An 18,833-nucleotide genomic window follows, 5' to 3' on the forward strand; every position below is an offset into this window, starting at 1 on the left:
ACGGCTCACATCAGATCACCGCTTACGCCGGAGCGCAGGGGGCGTGATCCTCATCAGATGAGTCGGACGAACCGACTCTGCGAAACCGGGCCGAGTTGAACGGCCCGAGTCCGCGGTGCGTTTCTTCGCGTATCGACCGAACGGGCTTATACACTTAAGCACGTCGGAACGCTTTGACCGGCCGCGTCTGCGGCCGGTCGGTGCCCCCTCGTAGGGGGCGCCTCGCGTTTATTCGAATGCCCGGGTTGTATTTAACCCCGTCGAAGCATCTACGCCACGTCATGCGGTTTCATGGAACGATCCGCGACGAGCGATTTCGACAGGGAGAGGTAGCGGGGAGGGAGGAACGCGACCGTCGAGTGGCTCGATGGTGGGTCGATATCCGGAAAGTTATCCGATACTTGTCATAGTGAGCCGGTAGGATCCAGAGACTCACGCGTACGGGGAACAGAGGAGAGACGCGTTTTGGAGCGGGCGTGTCGTTTATACCACGGGCGTTTATAAGGGAGGGGGCCACATATAAAAGCGAACGATGACGAACCCTGCAGACTCGATCGAGATTCAGAACGTTGTTGCATCGACGGGTATCGGCCAGGAGCTCGATTTGGAGGCGCTCGCGGAGGACCTCCCGGGTGCTGATTTCAACCCCGACAACTTTCCCGGGCTCGTGTACCGTACCCAGGAGCCGAAGGCCGCCGCGCTGATCTTCCGTTCCGGAAAGATCGTGTGCACGGGCGCAAAGAGCATCGACGATGTTCACGAGGCGCTCGGCATCATCTTCGAGAAGCTCCGTGGCCTCCAGATTCCCGTGGAGGACGATCCGGAGATCACCGTTCAGAACATCGTGTCGAGCGCGGACCTCGGACATAACCTCAATCTCAACGCGCTCGCGATCGGCCTCGGGCTCGAGGACGTGGAGTACGAGCCGGAGCAGTTCCCGGGGCTCGTCTACCGGATGGACGAGCCGGAGGTCGTCATCCTCCTCTTCGGGAGCGGAAAGATCGTTATCACCGGCGGAAAGCGGACCGACGACGCCGAGGAGGCGGTCGAGGAAATCGTCGAACGCATCGAAGGACTCGGTCTGCTCGGCTGACGCGATCGCATCGATCGGTCTGTTCGGTGGCCTCGTCTCGACGGGGAGCGTTGCGGTGACGGTCAGTCGCCCGGAACTGCACCGGCGGTAGTTCGATCCCGAGTGACCGAGTGTGGCCCGACTATGGTTCCGTGTCGTCTTGGGTGAGGACTTCCTTGACGACGCTCGGGTCCTCGAGCAGCTGGTGTTTCGTGTAACTGCCCTCGGCGCTGCCGCCGCTGTGTTTCGACTGTTCGATGATGTCGAGGAACGCGTGTTCCTTCAGGAGGTCGCGGACGCGTCGCAGCGAGAGGCTGTCGGAGCCCTCCTGCCGACAGATGTTCTCGTAGATTTCGTACACGCGACTCGTTCGGAACCCGTCTTGACGCCCGTTCGAAAGCGACAGTAGCGCGAGCGCTTGGAGCACGTATCGCGAGTGCGGCGTCGATCCGCGGATGAGTTCTCGGAACCGATCGGTTTCGGCGCGCTCGCGCGCCTGCGTGACGAACTCCTCGCGGACCGTGGGCTCGCCGTTCGCTTGTGCGATCTCGCCGGCGTATCGGAGGATATCGATTGCCTTCCGCGCGTCGCCGTGTTCGCGCGCGGCGAGCGCGGCGGCGCGGGGGATCGTCGACGGTTCGAGGACATCGTCGTGGAACGCGTCCGCTCGCGCCTGCATGATTTCCCTGAGTTGATTCGCGTCGTACGGCGGAAAGACGAACTCGCGCTCACAGAGGCTCGACTTGACGCGCTCGTCCATTCGGTCTTTGTACTGGATCTTGTTGCTGATCCCGACGACCCCGAGCTTACAGTCGGTGATCTTGCCGGCCTCGCCCGCCCGGGACAGCTGCATCAGGATAGCGTCGTCGTCGAGCTTGTCGATCTCGTCCAGGAGGATCAGGACGACGTCGTACCGCTGGTCGAGGATCCGCCAGAGCCGCTTGTAGTACGTGGAGGTGGAAAGGCCCTTATCGGGGACGTTGATACCGGTCTCTTGGGGGTCGTTGACTCCCTCAGCGATCGTCTGGACCGCCTGCGTCTCCGTGGTGTCCTGCGCGCAGTCGACGTAGGCGAACGTCGCGGTAACGCCCTCCTCGCTGGCGGTCGAGACGAGCCGCTTCGAGACGTACTTCGCACACAGCGATTTCCCGGTGCCCGTTTTCCCGTAGATGAGCACGTTGCTCGGGCTCTGTCCGAAGATGGCCGGATTGACGGCCGTCGCTAAGTCGGCAATCTCGTCGTCCCGACCGACGATGCGCCCCTCGCCCGGTAGATGACTGATCTCGAGGAGTTCCTTGTTCGCGAAGATAGGGTCCTCTCTCGTGAAGAGATCGTCCGCTGCGTCCATGAGAGAGACACCGGGTTTCCGGTGAAATGCGTTCTGTTTCGTGACCGCGTGCGGGGTGGGGTTTGTGGTGAGATCGACGGGTCGAGACACACACCGTGTTTCCGGTGAAACGGGGGTGGGCGGTTGGGGGGTCGGGTGGGAAAGCCGAACAGGCGGTCGAAAAGGACAGGCTGGAACAGGCGGTCAAAAGGACAGGGTGACGACCCGAAGGAGCGTGAGGAGTCGGAAGTAGCAAGCAGCGCGAGAGAAAATACCCCTGAGCGTCGGTGAGCGGCCACTACTGGCACTAGTCGGCGCGGCGCCGACCGGTTGCGCTCTTTCACCGGAAACACGGTGTCCGGAGCCGGAGTCCGGGCGCCACCGCATGAGGAAGGGGGCGCCACCGCATGAGGAAGGGGAGACCGCATTTCCGGTGAAACGCCCGGTGTCGCCCAGCAGGCTGTCGCTCGTCTGGCTTGGCAGACTATACTCTGGAGTAAGTAATAAATCCTGTTGTTTTAGTTCGGTCACAAAGGCCGGCCACCGCCGCACGGACGCTACCCGAAGCCCACCACACCCCCATTTCACCGGAAACACGGTGTGTCTCTCCGATCGAAAACCGAATCCGAACCGCCTGTCGACCTACCGTTCGAGGGAGTCGCGTACCTCGTACCGAACGCCGTCTTCGCGGAGTCGCGTCGTGTGTCGGGAGAGTTCGTCGGTCGACACTAGTAGCAGTACGTCGAGGCCGCGGAGAGCGGCCTGCGAGACGCCCGTCGCGGATCCGAAGCGCACGTCCGGCCGAAGGTCGGCTCGGGTCGCGAGCGCGTACGCTTCGGTCCCGCCGACAGCGACTAACTCCGCCCCGGCAGCGCGATCGGTAATGACGTCGAGAGGGGGCGGACTGCCTTCGGTTACCGCCGGAACGGGAACCACCGTCACCATCCCCGGGTCGTACTCGACGACGCCCTCGAAGTCGGTGACGCCGACGGCCTCCCCCGCCTCACCGCCGGTAACGACGACGGCGGTCGCCGATCCGCCCTCGGGGACGGCGTGTAACACGCCGTCGCGCATCTCCAGTCCGACTTCGTCTCCCTCCTCGACCGATCCGGTCGTCACCGCGGCGTCGACGTCGACGCTTCCCAGAACGTCCTCCGACACCCGGGAAACGAACTCCGAGAGGGCGTCGGTTCGCGTGATGATCCAGTCGACGCCCTCCTTCGTCACCTCGTATCGGCCGCGACCGTGCTTCTCTACGAAGCCCCCGTCGACCAGATCCCGAACGTAATCGCTCACCGCCTGCGACGTCACGCCGATTACGTCCGCGATCTCCTCTTGGCTCACAGCCGGTTGTCGCGCGGCGATCTCGACGAGAACCCGGTAGCGAGTCGCGTCGCGCCTGTTGTCGAGCACTCGCGGTGCGGTCGCTTCCCCCGGATCCTCGCTCGGTCCCATATCAATACTATCGTAGTTGGAAACAAGTAAAATTGGTGTACCCACCGGCGTGGGACGTGCGACAATTCCCACCGGCGTGGGACGTGCGACAATTCCCACCGGCGTGGGACGTGCGACGAACTACTCCTGAGCGTCCACGACGGCGACGCTGGCGAGGTTGACGATGTCTTTCACCTCGTCGCCCCGCTGGAGCACGTGAACCGGTTCGTCCATGCCGACGAGCATGGGGCCGATGGCCTCGGCGCCGCCGAGCCGCTGAAGTAGCTTGTAGCCGATGTTCCCGGCCTCGAGGTTTGGGAACACGAGGACGTTGGCGGCCTCGTCGAGCTGGGAGAACTCGTAGGTTCCGTTGAGGATGTCCTCGACGACCGCGGTGTCGGCCTGCATCTCGCCGTCGACGGGGAAGTCGACGCCGTCGTCGCGCTGGAGGATGTCGACCGCGTCCCGCGGCTTCCGCGTCCCCTCGTTGTCGACGCTGCCGAAGTTGGAGTACGACAGCATCGCCGCGCGCGGCTCGACGTTGAAGCGGCGCGCGAGGTCGGCGGTGTGTCGCGTGACCTCCGCGAGCGTCTCCGCGTCGGGGTCCTGATTGACGGTCGTGTCCGCACAGAAGATGACCCGGTTCTTGAACGTGAGCATGTACACGCCGGCGACGGTGTCGGTGTCGTCTGCGGACCCGACGATCTGAAGCGGCGGGCGGAGCGCGGAGGGGTAGTGGTGGGTGAGCCCGGTGAGCATCGCGTCGACGTCGCCGTTTTCGACCATCACGCTCCCGAGGTAGTTGGTGTCGCGTTTGACGAGGTCGTCCGCCTCCCGCTTCGTGATACCCTTGCGCTTGCGAAGCTCGTACAGTCGGTCGCCGTACCCGGAGACGTCCCGGTCGTCGGGGTCGACGACCTCGGGCCGGAACGAGAGCCCGAGTTCGGCCGCGGTCTTCGAGATGCTGTCCGCGTCGCCGAGCAACACCGGCTCCGCGATCCCCTGCTCGGACAGCTGGTAGGCCGCGCGGATCATCTTCTCGTCGGTGCCCTCTGCGAGCGCGATCCGCTTCGGGTCGCTCTTCGCTTTATTCAGGACGACCCGCATCATCTCGCGGGACTTCCCGAGCCTCGCTTCGAGTCGCTCCCGGTACTTCTCCAGGTCGATCTCGGTTCGGGCGGAGCCGGACTCCATCGCGGCCTCCGCGACGCGCGGCGCCACCTCGAACAACACGCGCGGGTCGAGCGGCTTCGGGATCACGTAGTCGGGGCCGAATTGGAGCGGGTCGTCGCCGTACGCCTTCACGACCGCGTCGGGGACGTCCTTTCGCGCGAGGTCGGCGAGGGCCGCCGACGCGGCCGCCTTCATCTCCTCGTTGATCTCGGTCGCGCGCACGTCGAGCGCCCCGCGGAACAGGAACGGGAACCCGAGCACGTTGTTCACCATGTTCGGGTAGTCCGACCGGCCGGTCGCCATGATCACCGTGTCGTCGCGCGCGTCCTTCGCGTCCTCGTAGGTGATCTCGGGGTCGGGGTTCGCCATCGCGAAGATGATCGGGTCGTCGCCCATCGAGCGGACCATCTCCTGCGAGACGATCCCCCCCACCGAGAGCCCGACGAACACGTCGGCGCCCGCCATGGCGTCCGCCAGGTCGCCGCTCTCGACCGGGCTGGCGAACTGGCTCTTGTACTCGTTCACGTCGCCCGCCTCGACGCGCTCCTCGGTGATGATCCCCGAGGAGTCGCACATCGTGATGTTCTCTTTGCGCGCGCCCAGCGAGACGTAGAACCGGGCCGTCGCGATTGCCGACGCGCCGGCGCCGGAGAAGACGATCTCGATCTCGGAGAGGTCCTTGTCGGAGATGTCGACCGCGTTCATCAGGGCCGCACCGGAGATGATCGCGGTGCCGTGCTGGTCGTCGTGGAACACCGGGACGTCCATCTCCTCGCGGAGCCGCTCCTCGATCTCGAAGCACTCTGGAGCCTTGATGTCCTCGAGGTTGATCCCGCCGAACGTCGGCTCCATCGCCTTCACCGCCTCGCAGAACGGGTCGACGGCGTCGATATCGAGTTCGATGTCGAACACGTCGATGTCGGCGAAACGCTTGAACAGCACCCCCTTCCCCTCCATGACGGGCTTCGAGGCGGCGGCGCCGATGTCGCCGAGCCCGAGGACGGCCGACCCGTTCGAGACGACGGCGACGAGGTTCCCCTTCGCCGTGTACTCGAAGACGGACTCGGGGTCGGCCGCGATGTCGCGACACGGCGCCGCGACCCCGGGCGAGTACGCCAGCGAGAGGTCTCGCTGCGTGTTCGTGGGCTTCGTCGTCTCGATCTCGATCTTCCCGGGCGGATCCTGTCGGTGATACTCCCGCGCGTCGTCATCCAGTCCCATGTCTCCCTCCATTCGTGAACGGAGTAAAAAGCTATCCGAAGGCGTCGAACCCGATATTCGACGTTCGACGATCATCCGACGGTCGCTCACCGGTGCGGAGACCCCGGACGACGCGTACTGACCGGCGAATCACCCCCCGGCCGATTCCGACGGGCCGCGAGCGGCGAGCGTCGACGCGACCGGTGCCAGGTCGGGATCGAACCCGGCGAGCGTCGAGACCTCGAACGCGGTCAGGTACGTCCGCACTACCAGGGTGACCGGGAGCGTCAGGATCGCGACGGCGGCGAGCGCGCAGGCCAGAACGGTCGCGAGAACGACCGCCCCGGTGGTCGTCCCGATCAACGCCCCGACCCCGCCGAGCGGAACCGCCGCGAGGAGGAGCGCGACGAGCCCCGTCACGGCGACGACGCCGCCGACGAACGCGACGGCGACGGCCCGAACGATCCCGACGCCGGCCGCGAGGACGGCGTGAACCGCGAGGTAGGCGGCCACGTCGCCGGGCGATTCGCGGATCGACGCCCACACCGCTCGCCACCCGGCGAGCACGCCCGCGTCGCGGGCGACCATCGCGGGGGCGACGAACTCGAAGGTGAGCCGGGAACCGACGGCCCCGATCAGCGCCAGCGCGACCGCGGACGCGGCGAACGCCCCGACCGCTGCGGACGCGATCGTCGACGACCCGGAGGCCCCGCCGAACGGAATCCCGACCGTTCGCGACGCCGCCGGGTCGACGGCGACCGCGAGCGCGACCGCGGGGAGTCCGGTCGCCGCCGCGAGGGCTGCCGAGAATCCGAGCAGTCCCAAAGCCTGCCGGAACCGGTCGCGGAACGGCCGCCAGAGCGCGACCTCTGTCGTCGCGAGCGCGTCGTAGAAGGCGAGCCGGAACGCGATCGAACACGCGAGGAACACGGAGGCCACGAGCACCGCACCGACCGCGATCCCGGCCAGCAGCGCGGCGTCGAGCCGGGCGAGCCGCTCGGCGCCCGCGGCCGCGACGCGTTCGACGGCCGCGACGCGTTCGACGCCCGCGACGCGTTCGACGCCCGCGGGCACCGACTCGAGCTCGGTCGGGACGGGCTCGCTCCAGGCGCCGACTCCGCCGGCCGAGGCGCCGAGCGACGCCGATCCGACCCGCGACGCTCCGGCGCCCCCGCCCGCCATCACGAGCGCGAGAAACGCGAGCTTCGCCCATCGCACCGCCTCGAAGGGAAAGAGGAACCGCCGCGTCGCGTCGACGGCGCGGTCGACCGCGTCGACGGCGTGCCAGGTCATACCGACCGTTCGCCGGAGAGCGTGAAATAGGCTGGCCACGGATCGGGTTGCCCGTTCGAGGGACGGGCGTGCGACCCGCAGTCGTTTAGGGCGGACGCGACGAACCGCCCCGTATGAAGGTCCGCGGCGAACGCGAGTGCCAGTCCTGTGGCGCGCGGTGGTCGTACTACGAGACGGGCTCCGTCGCGTGTCCGAGCTGCGGCGACCTGCGCAGCGTCGGCGTCGACGCCCGCACCGCCCACACCGACGCCCCCGTCTCGCTCGACCTCGCCGCTCACCGCGAGCGGTTCGGGGACGCGCCCGAGACCCTCCCCCGGTCGGGGACGGACGATCTCCGGTCCGACCTCCGGGAGTACTGCCGGAAGCGCGGGTTCATCGACGGCGGCCGGCTCGCGCCGCTCGACGCGACGTACCTCGCGGCCCGCGAACTGCTGGAGGCCGTCGACTGTTTCGAGCGGCTGCGCGACCCGACCGACGCCGACCGCGAGTACCTCCTCGACCTCCTCGCCGGCGCCGACGACGGCGACCGACCCCCGGCGGACGAGGTCCCGACCGCGCTCCGCGAGGCCCGGGGGATGGCGGCCGTGCGCGCGGTCGAGGCGTATCGCAGCGACGCGCTCGACTTCCTCGACGAACTCGAAACCGGTGCCGATTCAGACGACGCCGATTCCCGCGGTGCCGATTCAGACGACGCCGGCGAGGGCGACGGTCCGGCGGTCACCGTAGAGGGAGAGAGCGCAAAAGCGAGAGTCGGACCGGCTCGCGACGCCTTCGAGCGCCTCCGCGACCGGGTCACGCGCGTCGACGCGCTCGGGGGCGACGTGCCGCCCGCGGCCGCGGACGCCCTCGTCGAGGCCGCAGACGCGCTCGGTGAATACGTCCGAACCGGCGACGAGACGGCGCTAACGAACGCCGACCGCCTGATCGACGACGCGAACGTCGACGACCTCGACCCGACGGGTCGCTGAGACCGACCGCCTCTCGCCGCCGCTCCCGGAGACGCTCACTCCGCGCCGGGCGCGACCACCGCGTTCGAGAGGGTACCGACCCCCTCGTAGGTGATCTCGACGCGCTCGCCGGGTTCGACGAGGCCGGGGTTCGCCGGGCTACCGAACGCGACGCAGTCCCCAGGTTCGAAGGTGAACCGCTTCGAGAGATGCGAGACGACCTCGCGCGGGCCGAACAGCATCAGCTCCGTGTTGGCGTCCTGGCGCGTCTCGCCGCCCACGGTGGTTTCGATGTCGAGACTCGTCGGGTCCGCGTCGGTCTCGACCCACGGCCCCAGCGGCGCCGACCCGTCGAACGCCTTGCGCGCGGTCCGGCCCTGCTGGTCCAGCGCGTCGACGTCGTTCATCACCGTGTAGCCGCGCACGACGTCGGGCACGGCTTCGGGGTCGAGGTCGCGGCACCGCTCGTCGATCACGGCGACCAGTTCGCCGGCGTACGTCAGTTCGTCGGTCCACTCGGGGTACCGGATCGGCTCGCCGTGCGCCAGCAGGCTCGCCGGCGGCTTGACGAAGAAGTCCGGCTCCTCCGGCCGCTCGTAGTCCATCTGTTCGAGCGTCTCGGCGTAGTTCCGACCGACGCAGTACAGCGCGGTCGGGTCGCACGGTGGGAGCAGCCGCCCGTCGCGACCGACCTCGTAGCGGCCGTCGCCGGTGACGACCGCGCCGTCGACGTAGCGGCCGGCGACGGGTCCGTCCGGCGTGAGCAGTCGAGCGAGTCGCATGGGGACACGTCCACGCTGTCACACGAAAAGGCGTCGGTGATCGCGGGCGACCGCGGAGGGGGACGCGGATCAGTCGTCGCCCGCTTCGCCGTCCGCGTCGACCCCGATAACGACTCCCGACCGGATCTCCAGCGCCGTGTCGAACTCCGCCCGGCGACCGCTCCCGGACCCGATCCGCTCGACGGCCGCCTCGTGGGCGCGGACCGCGGCGTCGCGCTCGCGGTCGCTGAGCCCGACGCGGTCGGCCACCGCCACCCAGTGGTCCGGCTCGACGAGGAACGTCTCGCGGTCCGGCTCGGCCGCGATCCGCTCGTAGCGCCGGCGATACGCGTCGATCCTGGGGCCGAGATCGGCCTGGACGCGCGCGAGCAGCGTCGGCACGCGAGCGGCCGGCACGCTCGCGAGCGCGGCCGTCTTCACCAGCGCGGTCCCCTCGATCGGGTACGGCCCGGGATCCCGGCCGGCGCCCTCCCGGTCGCCGCCAGCCCCGGCGTCGGCGTCGTCCGACATCACCCGCCGGCGCGCATCGCCTTCTGCCGGTACTTCGGGAGGAGCTCGGCGAGGACCTCGGGGTCGCCCACGAACTCGGCGGTCACCTCCGTGAGTCTGATGGCGGCCGCCGCGGTCACCTTCTCGGCGCTGAGGGTGACCCGCCAGCCGTCGCCGTCCACGCGGGTCGCCTCCGCGGGGTCGTCGGTCCCCACGAGTTCCCCGCCCAGGTTGCGGAGGTAGTGAGCCGCGAGCCGGCGGGAGATGCCCCGGTACGCCACCGTCTTGCGCTCCCAGCCTTCCTCCGAGACAGGGGGCCCGGGCGAGTCGGCACTCGCGTCGTCGTCGGTCCCCTCCGCCGCCGAGCCGTCGCCGCTCATGCGCCCCCCGCGACCGGCGGGAAGACGGAGAGCCGGTCGCCGTCCGTCATCGGCGTGTCGAGCCCGTCGAGGTGGAGCACCTCGCGGCCGTTCTTCAGGACGTTGATCTGGGGCGCGAGGTCGCCGTCGACGACGAGGCGACCCTCCATCCCCTCGTACTCCGACTCCAGTTCGCGCAGAATATCACCGACCGTGGAGCCGTCGGCGAACTCGGCGTTCACCGTCTTCCCGCCGGCGGCCTCGCGAAACGTCGCGAAGAACCGCAGTTCCAGTTCCATACCCGTAGTTCGGGCCGCGGCGGCTTAAAAGCGGCCGGCCGCGGAAAGCCGCGCCCACGGAGTCGACGCGCCGCCGGTCACAGATCGGACAGCCGGATGCCGTCCTCGACCAGTCGGAAGTTACGCTCGCGGTCGAGGTCGTCGGCGAGCCACTCGTGGTCGTACAGCTGCCCGATGAGTTCGAGGTAGAGGTTCCGCCACGCAATGGCGTAGATGGGCGACTGCCCCCACGCGCGCAGCTCCGGGACGAACTCGTGGTAGGTGCTCGCCTGTGACTCCATGCGCTCGACCGCGTCGGCGACGACCTCGGCGGCCTCGTCCGGGTCCGCGTCCGCGAGGGCGTCGTTCAGGCGCGACTGGATCCCCGTGATGGCGCGCCGCATGTCGCGTTCGGCGGTCCCCTCCTCCTCCGGGAGCGACTCGACGACGCCCTTCGGCACGCCGAGTTCGATCTCTGGCATGCTATCCACTCGGAGGAGCGCGCTCAAAAAACCCGTTCACCCGGCAACGACGATCGCGGCACCGAGCCTCTCGGCAGGGGTCTGGCGAACCCCCCTCACGGCGTCGGCGCGGCCTTCTGGAGCGCGGTCTCGGCGATGTTCCCGCCGTAGTCGGCCGACCGGAGGACGGAGTCGACGACGAGTCCGAGCAGTTGCGCGCGCGTCGGGTCGAGGTCGCGGAGGAGTTCGTCGATGGATCTGACGCGCTCGTCGATCGCCCTGACCCCGGTTCGCGCCTCGTTGGCCCGGCGGGTCGCCGCCTCGGTGTCGTCGTCGAACAGCGCGTCCATCGCCGTGTCGATCACGTCGACGGCGTCGCCGTGGAGGTCGCGTACCGCGTCGACGACCTCGTCGGGCAGGGGATCGTCGATGTTCAGGGTCAGGTGCGCGATCTTCGTCGCGTGATCGCCGATCCGCTCTAGCTGGCGGGCGCTGGAGTGGTAGTCGAAACACTCCTCGCGCGGGAGTCCGAGCTCCTCGGCGGCCTTCGGCGTCCGCAGCGTGGCGCGGAAGATCCGCGAGACGACGAGCCACAGCCGGTCGAGGTCGTCGTCGCGCCCGATCACGTCGCGCGCGAGGTCGTGGTCGCGCTCGGCGAGCGCGGTGATCGCGTCTTCGAGCATCGACAGCGAGATCAGCCGCATCCGGGTGACCGCGTTGTGGATCGAAAGCTCCGAGGAGTCGAGCAAGTCCTGGACGACGACGCGGTCGCGGGTCTCCTCTAACACCTCGAGGCCGACGAGGCTCTGGACCGCGTCGCGGATCGTCGAGCGCTGTTCGGTGGTGATCTCCGCGGCCTCCAGTTCGATGATGTCGAAGCCGCTGACGTACATGGTCGTCACCGCGCGGCGGAGCGCCTGCCCGGTCAGGTTCGCGATGTCCAGCGTTCCCCGCGTCCGCTCCGTCTCGGATCGCGGCGTGAGGAACAGCGAATCGCCGTCCGGGTGGAACTCGATCTCCGTCCCGGCCTCGACGTCGTTGTCGGTCGCCCACGTCTTCGGAATCGAGACTGTGTACGTCGAACCGCCGGTGACCTGAACCTTCCTCGTTTCCATACCACACCCTCCGGAGCGGATCATCTTAATTTTGATCAAAATATATACCTTCGGAAGAGCCCCTATCTGGCGGTTGAATCCGAGCGAAACGGGCGAAGCATACGCTGACGACGACAGTAATGGCTGTCATCCACCGAAGACGCACAGATTATATAGAGATATATAGTATCCGCCACCGTCGGTCGGGGTGCCCTCTCACACCACGCGGTTACGGAGTTCGTCGCCGGCGTCCAATCGCGCCACGTTGTCGGCGAGGATGTCGGCGACGCGCTCGTAGTACTCGGGCGTATGGCCGGCGTTGTGCGGCGTGATCGTCGCGTTCGACAGCCCCCACAGCGGGTGGTCCTCGGGGAGCGGCTCGGGGTCGGTGACGTCCAGCGCCGCGCCGCGGATGCGGTTGTTCCGAAGCTCCGTCACGAGCGCGTCGGTGTCGACGATCGGGCCGCGCGCGATGTTTACGAGGATAGCGTCGGGCCGCATCGTCCGGAGCGCGTCGGCGTCGACCAGCCCCCGCGTCGTCTCCGTGAGCGGACACGCCAGCACGACGTACTCCGCGTCGGTGACGGCCTCGTGGAACTCGTCGAACCCGTACACCTCGTCGGTCGGGCCGCCCTTCTCGGGAGAGTAGCGGACGCCGACCGTCTCGACATCGAACGCCGCCAGTCGCTCGACGACCGCCTGCCCGATGGCGCCGAGGCCGACCACGGCGACCGTCGAACCGTACACCTCCGTCGTCTCGTAGGTGCGCCACTCGCGGCGGGACTGCTGGCGGTACGCCCGGTGGAACTGCCTCGCGTGCGCGATCATGGACCCGACGACGTGTTCGGCGATGTTCGGCCCGTGGACGCCCGAGGCGTTCGTCACGGCGACCCCGTGGTCCGCGAGCAGGTCTCGGGGGAGATGTCCCGTCCCCGCGAACACGCAGGCGAACAGCTCCAGTTCCTCGGCCGCGTCGAGCAGTCCCTCGTCGACGTTGAGGCCGACGGCGACCCGCGCCGTCCGGATCAGGTCGCGCTCCGCCGCCGGTGTCCGCGCTCGTACGATCTCGGCGCCGGGAAGTCGGTCGCGGAGGGCGGCCGTCAGTTCGTCGGGACCGAGTCCGTGAATCGTCTGTCGGAGCACCAGGATATCCGGGTCGCTCATACGGGGAGTCTCGGCGGTACCGATAAAAATTGTGCAGTCGTCGGCCGCCGAGTGTGGCGGCGCGACCAGCGAAGCCGAAGCGGGGAGACCGACGAAGCCGAGCGACGCGACCTACGACAGCGCGGCGTCGAACGCGGCCTGAAGGTCGGCCTTCATGTCGTCGACGTGTTCGATCCCCACCGACACCCGAATGAGGCCGTCGGTGAGCCCGGCGGCGAGCCGCTCCTCGCGCGGGATGGCCGCGTGGGTCATCGCCGCCGGCTGCTCGATGAGGCTCTCGACGCCGCCGAGCGACTCCGCGAGCGTGAACACCTCGGTCTCGCTCACGACCGTCGACGCCTCGTCGAGGGTGCCGGCCAGCTCGAACGAGAGCATGCCGCCGAAGTCGTCCATCTGTTCGGCCGCCAGCTCGTGGTCCGGGTGGCTCTCCAGCCCGGGGTAGTAGACGCGCTCGACCGCGTCGTGGGCCTCCAGCCACTCCGCGAGTTCCATCGCGTTCTCGCAGTGACGGTCCATCCGCACGGGGAGCGTCTTCGTCCCGCGGAGGACGAGGAACGCGTCGAACGGGCCGGGGGTCGCGCCGACGGAGTTCTGGTAGAAGCCGAGCCGCTCGTCTAGCTCCTCGTCGTCGACGATCAGCGCGCCGCCGATGGTGTCGGAGTGGCCGCCGAGGTACTTCGTCAGCGACTGGGAGACGACGTCGGCGCCGTGTTCGAGCGGGCGCTGGAGGTACGGCGTCGCGAACGTGTTGTCGACCGCGCAGAGCGCGTCGCGCTCGTGGGCGATGTCCGCGAGCGCGCCGATGTCGTTGACGTTCATCAGAGGGTTCGTCGGCGTCTCGACCCACACCAGCTCGGTCTCGTCGCGCAACGCCGCCCGGACCGCGTCGTGGTCGGTGGTGTCGACGAACGTCGTGTCGATGTCGTACTCGTCGTACACCTGCGTGAGAATTCGGTGGGTGCCGCCGTACACGTCGTCGCCGGCGACGACGTGGTCGCCCGCGGACAGCAGGTTGAGAACGGTGTTGATCGCCCCCATCCCCGAGGAGAAACAGCGCGCGTGGCTGCCCGACTCCAGCGAGGCGAGGTTCGCTTCGAGGTCGGTGCGCGTCGGGTTCCCGGTCCGACTGTACTCGTAGCCGCGGTGCTCGCCCGGCGCGTCCTGCTCGTACGTCGAGTTCGCGTGGATCGGCGTCATCAGCGCCCCCGTCTCCGGGTCGGGCTCCTGGCCGGCGTGGATCGCTCGGGTCTCGATGCGGCGGTCGTCGGGGAGTTCGCCGTCGCCCTCGTCGGATCGGTCGCTCATGGAGACACCTCGTTTCCGAGGCTGGTGATTCTTCCCCTTCGGACCGACCGGCAGATGAGGCGCGCCACTCGCGGTGTGAGAGTGGATGCTCGGTCAGGGATTTGAACCCTGGTCGTCGGCTGACTTCCGAACCGGCGCCGAGGCGCCGCGTCCGCCGAAAGGCCAACATGATTGGCCGGACTACACCAACCGAGCGCGAACGGTGGTTACGTCGGGGGCGATTTAACTCTTCTCAAGTCCCCACAGCGTGGGACGGCGGCGCACGCGGTCGAGGGCGCAATCGACACGCGGTTGAGGGCGCATCAGCGCACGGTCGAGGGCGCAGTCGGCGTCGTTACTCGTCGACGTCGACCTTCTCGATCTCGACGGCCTCGCGGGGGTCGTCGTTGCGCCCGGTCGGCACCCCGCCGATCTCCTCGACGACGTCCATCCCGTCGATGACCTGACCGAAGACGGCGTGTTTACCGTCGAGGTGCGGCGTGGCGTCGAGCGTGATGAAGAACTGCGAGCCGTTCGTGTTCGGGCCGGAGTTGGCCATCGAGAGGATTCCGGGCCCGTCGTGGGTGAGGTCGTCGTGGAACTCGTCGTCGAACTGATAGCCGGGGCCGCCGCGACCGTTCTCCATCGGGTCGCCGCCCTGGATCATGAAGTCGTCGATGACGCGGTGGAAGACGATCCCCTCGTACAGCGAGTCGCCGCGCACCTCGCCGGTCTTGGGGTCCTCCCACGTGTTCGTCTCCGGCGCGGGCTCCGCGTCGGCCGCGGGGTCGTGACGGGCTAAGCCGAGGAAGTTCTCGACCGTCTTCGGCGCGCGGTCGGCGAACAGCTCGACGACGATAGTGCCGTGGTTGGTCTGAATCGTCACCTGCGGGTTGTCGGGGTCGGAAACCTCTCGTGCCATGCTTTCCGGGAGGGACGCGCGTCGGAAAACCCTGCCCATCCGTGCGGGAAGCTCGCGGACCGCGAACATCCCATTTATAAACGAACGTCGCAGACGCGTCGACACAGGTCCGACCCCCGTTCTGTCCGTCGCCGCGTTCGGACCGCAACGGACCGAGGTCCGACCGCCTCGACGGCCGGTATCGTTTTCTGCCGGGCGAGAGCAGTACCACGTATGTACGACGACATTCTCCTGCCCGTCGCGCCCGGCGGCGAGGCGAACGACGCGATCCCGCACGCCGCCAGCCTCGCCGAGCGGTACGACGCGACGGTCCACGTCCTCTCGGCCGCCGACACCGCCGTCGACACGCTCGCGGGCCCGCGGACCGGCGTCTTCTCCGACCGGCTCGCGGAGGCAGCCGAGGAGCGCGTCGAGGCGGTGACCGCCGAACTGGAGGCGAGAGGCGTCGAGGCGGTCGGGAGCGTCGTCCGCGGCGAGCCGCTGGACGTCATCGAGAACGCGATCGACGACGGCGCCGACATCGTCGTCATGCCGAGCCACACCCGACGGGGGATCCGCCGGCTGCTCCTCGGTAGCGTCACGGAAAAGGTCGTCCGCGTCGCGTCGGTGCCGGTGGTGACCGTTCCGATGGCCGATCCCGACGAGGCCGGGGGAGAGACGAAGCCGACCGACACTGACGAGGACGCGGGCGACTCGACGGACGGCGGCGACGCGTCCGGTCCCCAGTGACGGACGAGCCGACCGCGCGGGAGACGGTCACCCGCGCCTTCCGGGTCGCGTACGACGGCCGTGAGTACGCCGGATTCCAGCGCCAGCCGCACGCGCACACGGTCGGGGACGCGCTCCTGAGCGCGCTCGCCGAACACGGGGTCGTCGACCGCGGATCGGGGGCGACGCACGCGACGCCGCCCGGCTACGCCGCCGCCGGTCGAACCGACGCCGGCGTCTCCGCGGTGGCCCAGACGGTCGCCTTCGAGGCGCCGACGTGGCTCACGCCGCGCGCGTTCAACGGTCACCTCCCCGGGTCGGTCCGCGTGTGGGCCGCCGCCGACGTCGCGGACGACTTCCACGCGACGCACGACGCGGTTCGGCGGACCTACCGGTATCACCTCCACGCCCCCGAGTCCGGAGCGGACGCTCCCTCGAGCGCCGCGCGCCGAGACCGGGAACACGCGGTGGACGACGATCGGTTCCGAACCGCACTCGCGCGGTTCGACGGGAAACACGATTTCCATAACCTGACCGCCGACGAGACGGGAACCGTTCGCGACCTCGACACGGCGGCGACTCGCGAGGGGAACGCGCTCGTGGTCGAGATCGCGGCGGACGGCTTCCCGCGGGCGCTCGTGCGTCGCATTATCGGAGCGGCTCGCGCCGTGGGCCGAGGGACGGCTGACCCCGCGTGGATCGACCGCCTGCTCGACGCCGAACCGATTCCCGGCGAGCGAGGCGTCGGTCCCGCACCGCCGGAGCCGCTCGTGTTGTGGGACGTGACGTATCCCGACGCGGAGTTCGCCGTCGACCGCGAGGCCGCGGAGAGCGCGCGCGTCGCGTTCGGCGAGCGACACCGGGACGCCCGCCACGCCGCGGCCGCGACCGGCGCGGTCCGGGACAGGCTGTTCTCGGCCGCCGAGGAGGTGTGAACTCGATCCGCGAAGCGGCGCCGATCAGGCCGCTGACCCGCCGGTTGGCGTCTCCATCCCGTCGACGCGGACCAGCAGGCTGTTACCGTCGACGTTCGTCGCGTCGACGACGCCCGAGAGCCGCAGTCCGGTCGCGGGCGTCGGCCCGACGGTCACGTGATCGCCCGCGTCGAAGGGACCGACCGGACCCCGGATCACGAGTTCGGCGCGGCACAGCTCCGGGTTCGCGACGCTGGACAGGTCTATCTCCGCGACGGTGACGTCTTCGACGGGGTCGCCCTCGCGCTCGACCGGGGTCGTCGCGGCCTCTTCCAGCCGCTCGATACCGAGTACGTCGTACGCGTCGTCGGTCGGGAGGTAGCCGCCGTCCGGCCCGGCGACCCCCTCGACGAGTCCGAGCGTCCGGAGGCTCCCCATCCGGTTCCGGACCGTCCCCGCGTTGCGGTCGATGGCGTCCGCGATCTCTCGACCCTGTACCGGTGCCTCCCGGCCCTCCGAGAGGTTCACGAGCGCGGTGAGCACCCGTTTCTGACTCGAACTCAGACGAATTTCCGACATGTACGGATTGAAGCGCATTTGACTGATAAATGTTCGTATATAACGACATTATATTCTTAGAAAAGTCTTTGTACGACGTACTTTTCAACAAACGTTACTAAATACGGCACAATTTCTTCGAGATGAGAGATCGGTCTCCGTGACGGGAGCATTCTCCGAGACACTGTTATTATGCCGGATAGAATAAGACGAACATCGACTGAAAACGAGAGATAATTCTGTTATGAGATACAAACGTACTAATTCCTTATACCATCTACACCGCAAGTATTTACCAGCCCGACCGGAAGCGGCGGTCGACAGATGACGATCCAACGCGACGCTCGCGACCGCCCGCAGAGACGCGCCCGTGTTCCGCGAGGAGCCGCCGACGGGCCGGCCCGCCGGACGGCCCGCGCCGGAGGGGAAGATGGCTGACCGCGAGTCGGCGTTCGACCCGGACGGGGCCGCAGACGGGCGTTCGAGGGGAGCCTCCGCGTCGGGCGGCGACCGAGATGCCGCCCGGGCTCGGCCGGTTCCGCCCTCGCTGCTTCCGGACCGGGATCCCGCGGTCGAGCGCGGCCGGGTCCGGTCGTTCGTCGCCGACCGAGTCGACGCCGCGGGCGCCGACGGCGCGGTGGTGAACATGAGCGGCGGGCTCGACTCGACGGTGACGGCCGCGCTCGCGGTCGAGGCGCTCGGCGCCGACCGCGTGTACGGGCTGATCCTCCCGTGTAACAAGGTCGGGGCGCCACACGCCCGGGACGCCGAGGCGCTCGCCGAGGCGCTGGGGATCGACCACGACACGGTCCACCTCCAGCCGCTGTTCGCGCAGTTCGGCGCCGTCGTCCCGGACCGCTTCGACCTCCACGACGAGCCGGTCCGGTCCGGCAACGCCGTCGCGCGCCTCCGGATGGCCGTCGCCTACCTCGCCGCGAACGCGACGGACCGCCTCGTCTGCGGCACCGCGAATCGGAGCGAACTCCTGCTGGGCTACCTGACGAAGCACGGCGACGGCGGGGCCGACCTGTTCCCGCTTGGCCACCTCTACAAGACGGGCGTGCGAGCGCTCGCGACCGAGCTCGACGTGCCGGAGTTCGTCGTGGAAAAGGCGCCGAGCGCGGGGTTCCTCCCGGGCCAGCGCGACGCGGACGACCTGGGCGCCCCGTACGAGGTCGTCGACCCCGTCCTCCACCTCGGCGTCGACCGCGGGCTCGACCCGGAGTCGGTCGTCGAGCAGATCGGGGGAGCCGACGCCGACCTCGACGTCGACCGCGAGCTCGTCGCGGAACTGCTCGGACGCCACCGCGCGACGGCGCACAAGCGGCTCCCGCCGCCGACCCCGGACGCGGACGTGGAGTGATCGAGCGGTCG

The 18,833-nt window shown here is 68.6% G+C and carries 19 protein-coding genes and 1 tRNA gene; 5 read left to right on the top strand and 15 right to left on the bottom strand.

Translation table 11 applies throughout. The features are described from left to right. The first annotated feature begins 532 nt into the window (after window positions 1–532). Entirely contained in the window at window positions 533–1,093 is a 561-nt protein-coding gene (locus tag EXE45_RS02860) for a TATA-box-binding protein (RefSeq protein ID WP_004046033.1), read from the top strand. Between the two features lie 121 nt (window positions 1,094–1,214). On the opposite strand, the gene EXE45_RS02865 is transcribed toward EXE45_RS02860, so the two are convergent. The 4 genes from EXE45_RS02865 to EXE45_RS02880 form a co-directional block, all read right to left on the bottom strand. Then, on the bottom strand, window positions 1,215–2,420 hold the full coding sequence (locus EXE45_RS02865) for a Cdc6/Cdc18 family protein (RefSeq protein ID WP_137693472.1): 1,206 nt from the start codon (window positions 2,418–2,420) through the stop codon (window positions 1,215–1,217). A gap of 621 nt (window positions 2,421–3,041) precedes the next feature. After that, entirely contained in the window at window positions 3,042–3,854 is an 813-nt protein-coding gene (locus EXE45_RS02870) for a MarR family transcriptional regulator (protein ID WP_092924320.1), read from the bottom strand. Window positions 3,855–3,974: 120 nt separating this feature from the next. Continuing rightward, window positions 3,975–6,227 carry an NADP-dependent malic enzyme gene (locus EXE45_RS02875; RefSeq protein WP_092924317.1) on the bottom strand — a complete coding sequence of 751 codons (2,253 nt, stop codon included), beginning with the start codon at window positions 6,225–6,227 and terminating at the stop codon, window positions 3,975–3,977. 129 nt (window positions 6,228–6,356) lie between these two features. Next, the gene (locus EXE45_RS02880; protein ID WP_137693473.1) at window positions 6,357–7,499 is read right to left on the bottom strand and encodes a hypothetical protein; all 1,143 of its coding nucleotides are present in this window, start codon (window positions 7,497–7,499) and stop codon (window positions 6,357–6,359) included. Between the two features lie 113 nt (window positions 7,500–7,612). Here EXE45_RS02880 and EXE45_RS02885 point away from each other — a divergent pair, with 113 nt between their 5' ends. Further along, window positions 7,613–8,467 carry a hypothetical protein gene (locus EXE45_RS02885; RefSeq protein WP_092924311.1) on the top strand — a complete coding sequence of 285 codons (855 nt, stop codon included), beginning with the start codon at window positions 7,613–7,615 and terminating at the stop codon, window positions 8,465–8,467. Window positions 8,468–8,502: 35 nt separating this feature from the next. Here EXE45_RS02885 and EXE45_RS02890 read toward each other — a convergent pair whose 3' ends face one another. The 10 genes from EXE45_RS02890 to EXE45_RS02935 all read right to left on the bottom strand — a co-directional run bounded on the left by EXE45_RS02890 (window position 8,503) and on the right by EXE45_RS02935 (window position 15,279). Further along, window positions 8,503–9,228 carry a fumarylacetoacetate hydrolase family protein gene (locus EXE45_RS02890; RefSeq protein ID WP_137693474.1) on the bottom strand — a complete coding sequence of 242 codons (726 nt, stop codon included), beginning with the start codon at window positions 9,226–9,228 and terminating at the stop codon, window positions 8,503–8,505. 69 nt (window positions 9,229–9,297) lie between these two features. Next, window positions 9,298–9,738, bottom strand: coding sequence for a hypothetical protein (locus EXE45_RS02895; protein ID WP_137693475.1), 441 nt, complete (start codon window positions 9,736–9,738; stop codon window positions 9,298–9,300). Then, a complete protein-coding gene (locus EXE45_RS02900; RefSeq protein WP_137693476.1) occupies window positions 9,738–10,097 on the bottom strand; it encodes a hypothetical protein in 360 nt (119 codons plus the stop codon). The genes EXE45_RS02895 and EXE45_RS02900 overlap by 1 nt, the downstream gene beginning before the upstream one ends. Next, window positions 10,094–10,375, bottom strand: a complete 282-nt coding sequence (locus tag EXE45_RS02905) for a ubiquitin-like small modifier protein 1 (RefSeq protein WP_092924299.1) — start codon at window positions 10,373–10,375, stop codon at window positions 10,094–10,096. Before EXE45_RS02905 ends, EXE45_RS02900 begins: the two co-directional genes overlap by 4 nt. 77 nt (window positions 10,376–10,452) lie before the next feature. Beyond that, window positions 10,453–10,836 carry a hypothetical protein gene (locus tag EXE45_RS02910; protein ID WP_092924291.1) on the bottom strand — a complete coding sequence of 128 codons (384 nt, stop codon included), beginning with the start codon at window positions 10,834–10,836 and terminating at the stop codon, window positions 10,453–10,455. Window positions 10,837–10,931: 95 nt separating this feature from the next. Beyond that, the gene (locus tag EXE45_RS02915) at window positions 10,932–11,930 is read right to left on the bottom strand and encodes a phosphate uptake regulator PhoU (protein ID WP_092924288.1); all 999 of its coding nucleotides are present in this window, start codon (window positions 11,928–11,930) and stop codon (window positions 10,932–10,934) included. 195 nt (window positions 11,931–12,125) lie between these two features. Continuing rightward, window positions 12,126–13,073: a D-2-hydroxyacid dehydrogenase gene (locus EXE45_RS02920; protein WP_137693477.1), complete on the bottom strand. Its 948-nt coding sequence runs from the start codon at window positions 13,071–13,073 to the stop codon at window positions 12,126–12,128. Window positions 13,074–13,184: 111 nt separating this feature from the next. Then, window positions 13,185–14,378 (bottom strand): cystathionine gamma-synthase, encoded by a 1,194-nt coding sequence (locus EXE45_RS02925; RefSeq protein WP_092924282.1) that lies wholly within the window; start codon window positions 14,376–14,378, stop codon window positions 13,185–13,187. An 86-nt stretch (window positions 14,379–14,464) separates the two neighbouring features. After that, a tRNA-Glu gene (locus tag EXE45_RS02930) sits at window positions 14,465–14,573 on the bottom strand. A 139-nt stretch (window positions 14,574–14,712) separates the two neighbouring features. Further along, complete coding sequence (locus EXE45_RS02935; protein ID WP_137693478.1) at window positions 14,713–15,279, bottom strand: peptidylprolyl isomerase; 567 nt, start codon at window positions 15,277–15,279, stop codon at window positions 14,713–14,715. Window positions 15,280–15,492: 213 nt separating this feature from the next. Between EXE45_RS02935 and EXE45_RS02940 the strand changes: the two genes are divergently transcribed. Together EXE45_RS02940 and truA are read left to right on the top strand one after the other, a co-directional pair. Further along, window positions 15,493–16,008: a universal stress protein gene (locus EXE45_RS02940; RefSeq protein ID WP_092924276.1), complete on the top strand. Its 516-nt coding sequence runs from the start codon at window positions 15,493–15,495 to the stop codon at window positions 16,006–16,008. Next, window positions 16,005–16,922, top strand: a complete 918-nt coding sequence (gene truA, locus EXE45_RS02945; RefSeq protein ID WP_092924273.1) for a tRNA pseudouridine(38-40) synthase TruA — start codon at window positions 16,005–16,007, stop codon at window positions 16,920–16,922. The genes EXE45_RS02940 and truA overlap by 4 nt, the downstream gene beginning before the upstream one ends. 24 nt (window positions 16,923–16,946) lie before the next feature. On the opposite strand, the gene EXE45_RS02950 is transcribed toward truA, so the two are convergent. Then, a complete protein-coding gene (locus tag EXE45_RS02950) occupies window positions 16,947–17,480 on the bottom strand; it encodes an Rrf2 family transcriptional regulator (protein WP_137693479.1) in 534 nt (177 codons plus the stop codon). A gap of 409 nt (window positions 17,481–17,889) precedes the next feature. Between EXE45_RS02950 and nadE the strand changes: the two genes are divergently transcribed. Beyond that, window positions 17,890–18,822, top strand: a complete 933-nt coding sequence (gene nadE / locus EXE45_RS02955; RefSeq protein WP_137693480.1) for an NAD(+) synthase — start codon at window positions 17,890–17,892, stop codon at window positions 18,820–18,822. Window positions 18,823–18,833: the final 11 nt, after the last annotated feature.

This window comes from Halorubrum sp. SP9 (assembly GCF_005435015.1).
GTDB lineage: Archaea > Halobacteriota > Halobacteria > Halobacteriales > Haloferacaceae > Halorubrum > Halorubrum sodomense.

What these genes read in the sequence shown, in the direction of transcription:
- EXE45_RS02860 (WP_004046033.1), top strand. Translation starts at nt 533, where the DNA reads ATGACGAACCCTGCAGACTCGATCGAGATTCAGAACGTTGTTGCATCG.
- EXE45_RS02865 (WP_137693472.1), bottom strand. Translation starts at nt 2,420, where the DNA reads ATGGACGCAGCGGACGATCTCTTCACGAGAGAGGACCCTATCTTCGCG.
- EXE45_RS02870 (WP_092924320.1), bottom strand. Translation starts at nt 3,854, where the DNA reads ATGGGACCGAGCGAGGATCCGGGGGAAGCGACCGCACCGCGAGTGCTC.
- EXE45_RS02875 (WP_092924317.1), bottom strand. Translation starts at nt 6,227, where the DNA reads ATGGGACTGGATGACGACGCGCGGGAGTATCACCGACAGGATCCGCCC.
- EXE45_RS02880 (WP_137693473.1), bottom strand. Translation starts at nt 7,499, where the DNA reads ATGACCTGGCACGCCGTCGACGCGGTCGACCGCGCCGTCGACGCGACG.
- EXE45_RS02885 (WP_092924311.1), top strand. Translation starts at nt 7,613, where the DNA reads ATGAAGGTCCGCGGCGAACGCGAGTGCCAGTCCTGTGGCGCGCGGTGG.
- EXE45_RS02890 (WP_137693474.1), bottom strand. Translation starts at nt 9,228, where the DNA reads ATGCGACTCGCTCGACTGCTCACGCCGGACGGACCCGTCGCCGGCCGC.
- EXE45_RS02895 (WP_137693475.1), bottom strand. Translation starts at nt 9,738, where the DNA reads ATGTCGGACGACGCCGACGCCGGGGCTGGCGGCGACCGGGAGGGCGCC.
- EXE45_RS02900 (WP_137693476.1), bottom strand. Translation starts at nt 10,097, where the DNA reads ATGAGCGGCGACGGCTCGGCGGCGGAGGGGACCGACGACGACGCGAGT.
- EXE45_RS02905 (WP_092924299.1), bottom strand. Translation starts at nt 10,375, where the DNA reads ATGGAACTGGAACTGCGGTTCTTCGCGACGTTTCGCGAGGCCGCCGGC.
- EXE45_RS02910 (WP_092924291.1), bottom strand. Translation starts at nt 10,836, where the DNA reads ATGCCAGAGATCGAACTCGGCGTGCCGAAGGGCGTCGTCGAGTCGCTC.
- EXE45_RS02915 (WP_092924288.1), bottom strand. Translation starts at nt 11,930, where the DNA reads ATGGAAACGAGGAAGGTTCAGGTCACCGGCGGTTCGACGTACACAGTC.
- EXE45_RS02920 (WP_137693477.1), bottom strand. Translation starts at nt 13,073, where the DNA reads ATGAGCGACCCGGATATCCTGGTGCTCCGACAGACGATTCACGGACTC.
- EXE45_RS02925 (WP_092924282.1), bottom strand. Translation starts at nt 14,378, where the DNA reads ATGAGCGACCGATCCGACGAGGGCGACGGCGAACTCCCCGACGACCGC.
- EXE45_RS02935 (WP_137693478.1), bottom strand. Translation starts at nt 15,279, where the DNA reads ATGGCACGAGAGGTTTCCGACCCCGACAACCCGCAGGTGACGATTCAG.
- EXE45_RS02940 (WP_092924276.1), top strand. Translation starts at nt 15,493, where the DNA reads ATGTACGACGACATTCTCCTGCCCGTCGCGCCCGGCGGCGAGGCGAAC.
- EXE45_RS02950 (WP_137693479.1), bottom strand. Translation starts at nt 17,480, where the DNA reads ATGTCGGAAATTCGTCTGAGTTCGAGTCAGAAACGGGTGCTCACCGCG.
- nadE (WP_137693480.1), top strand. Translation starts at nt 17,890, where the DNA reads ATGGCTGACCGCGAGTCGGCGTTCGACCCGGACGGGGCCGCAGACGGG.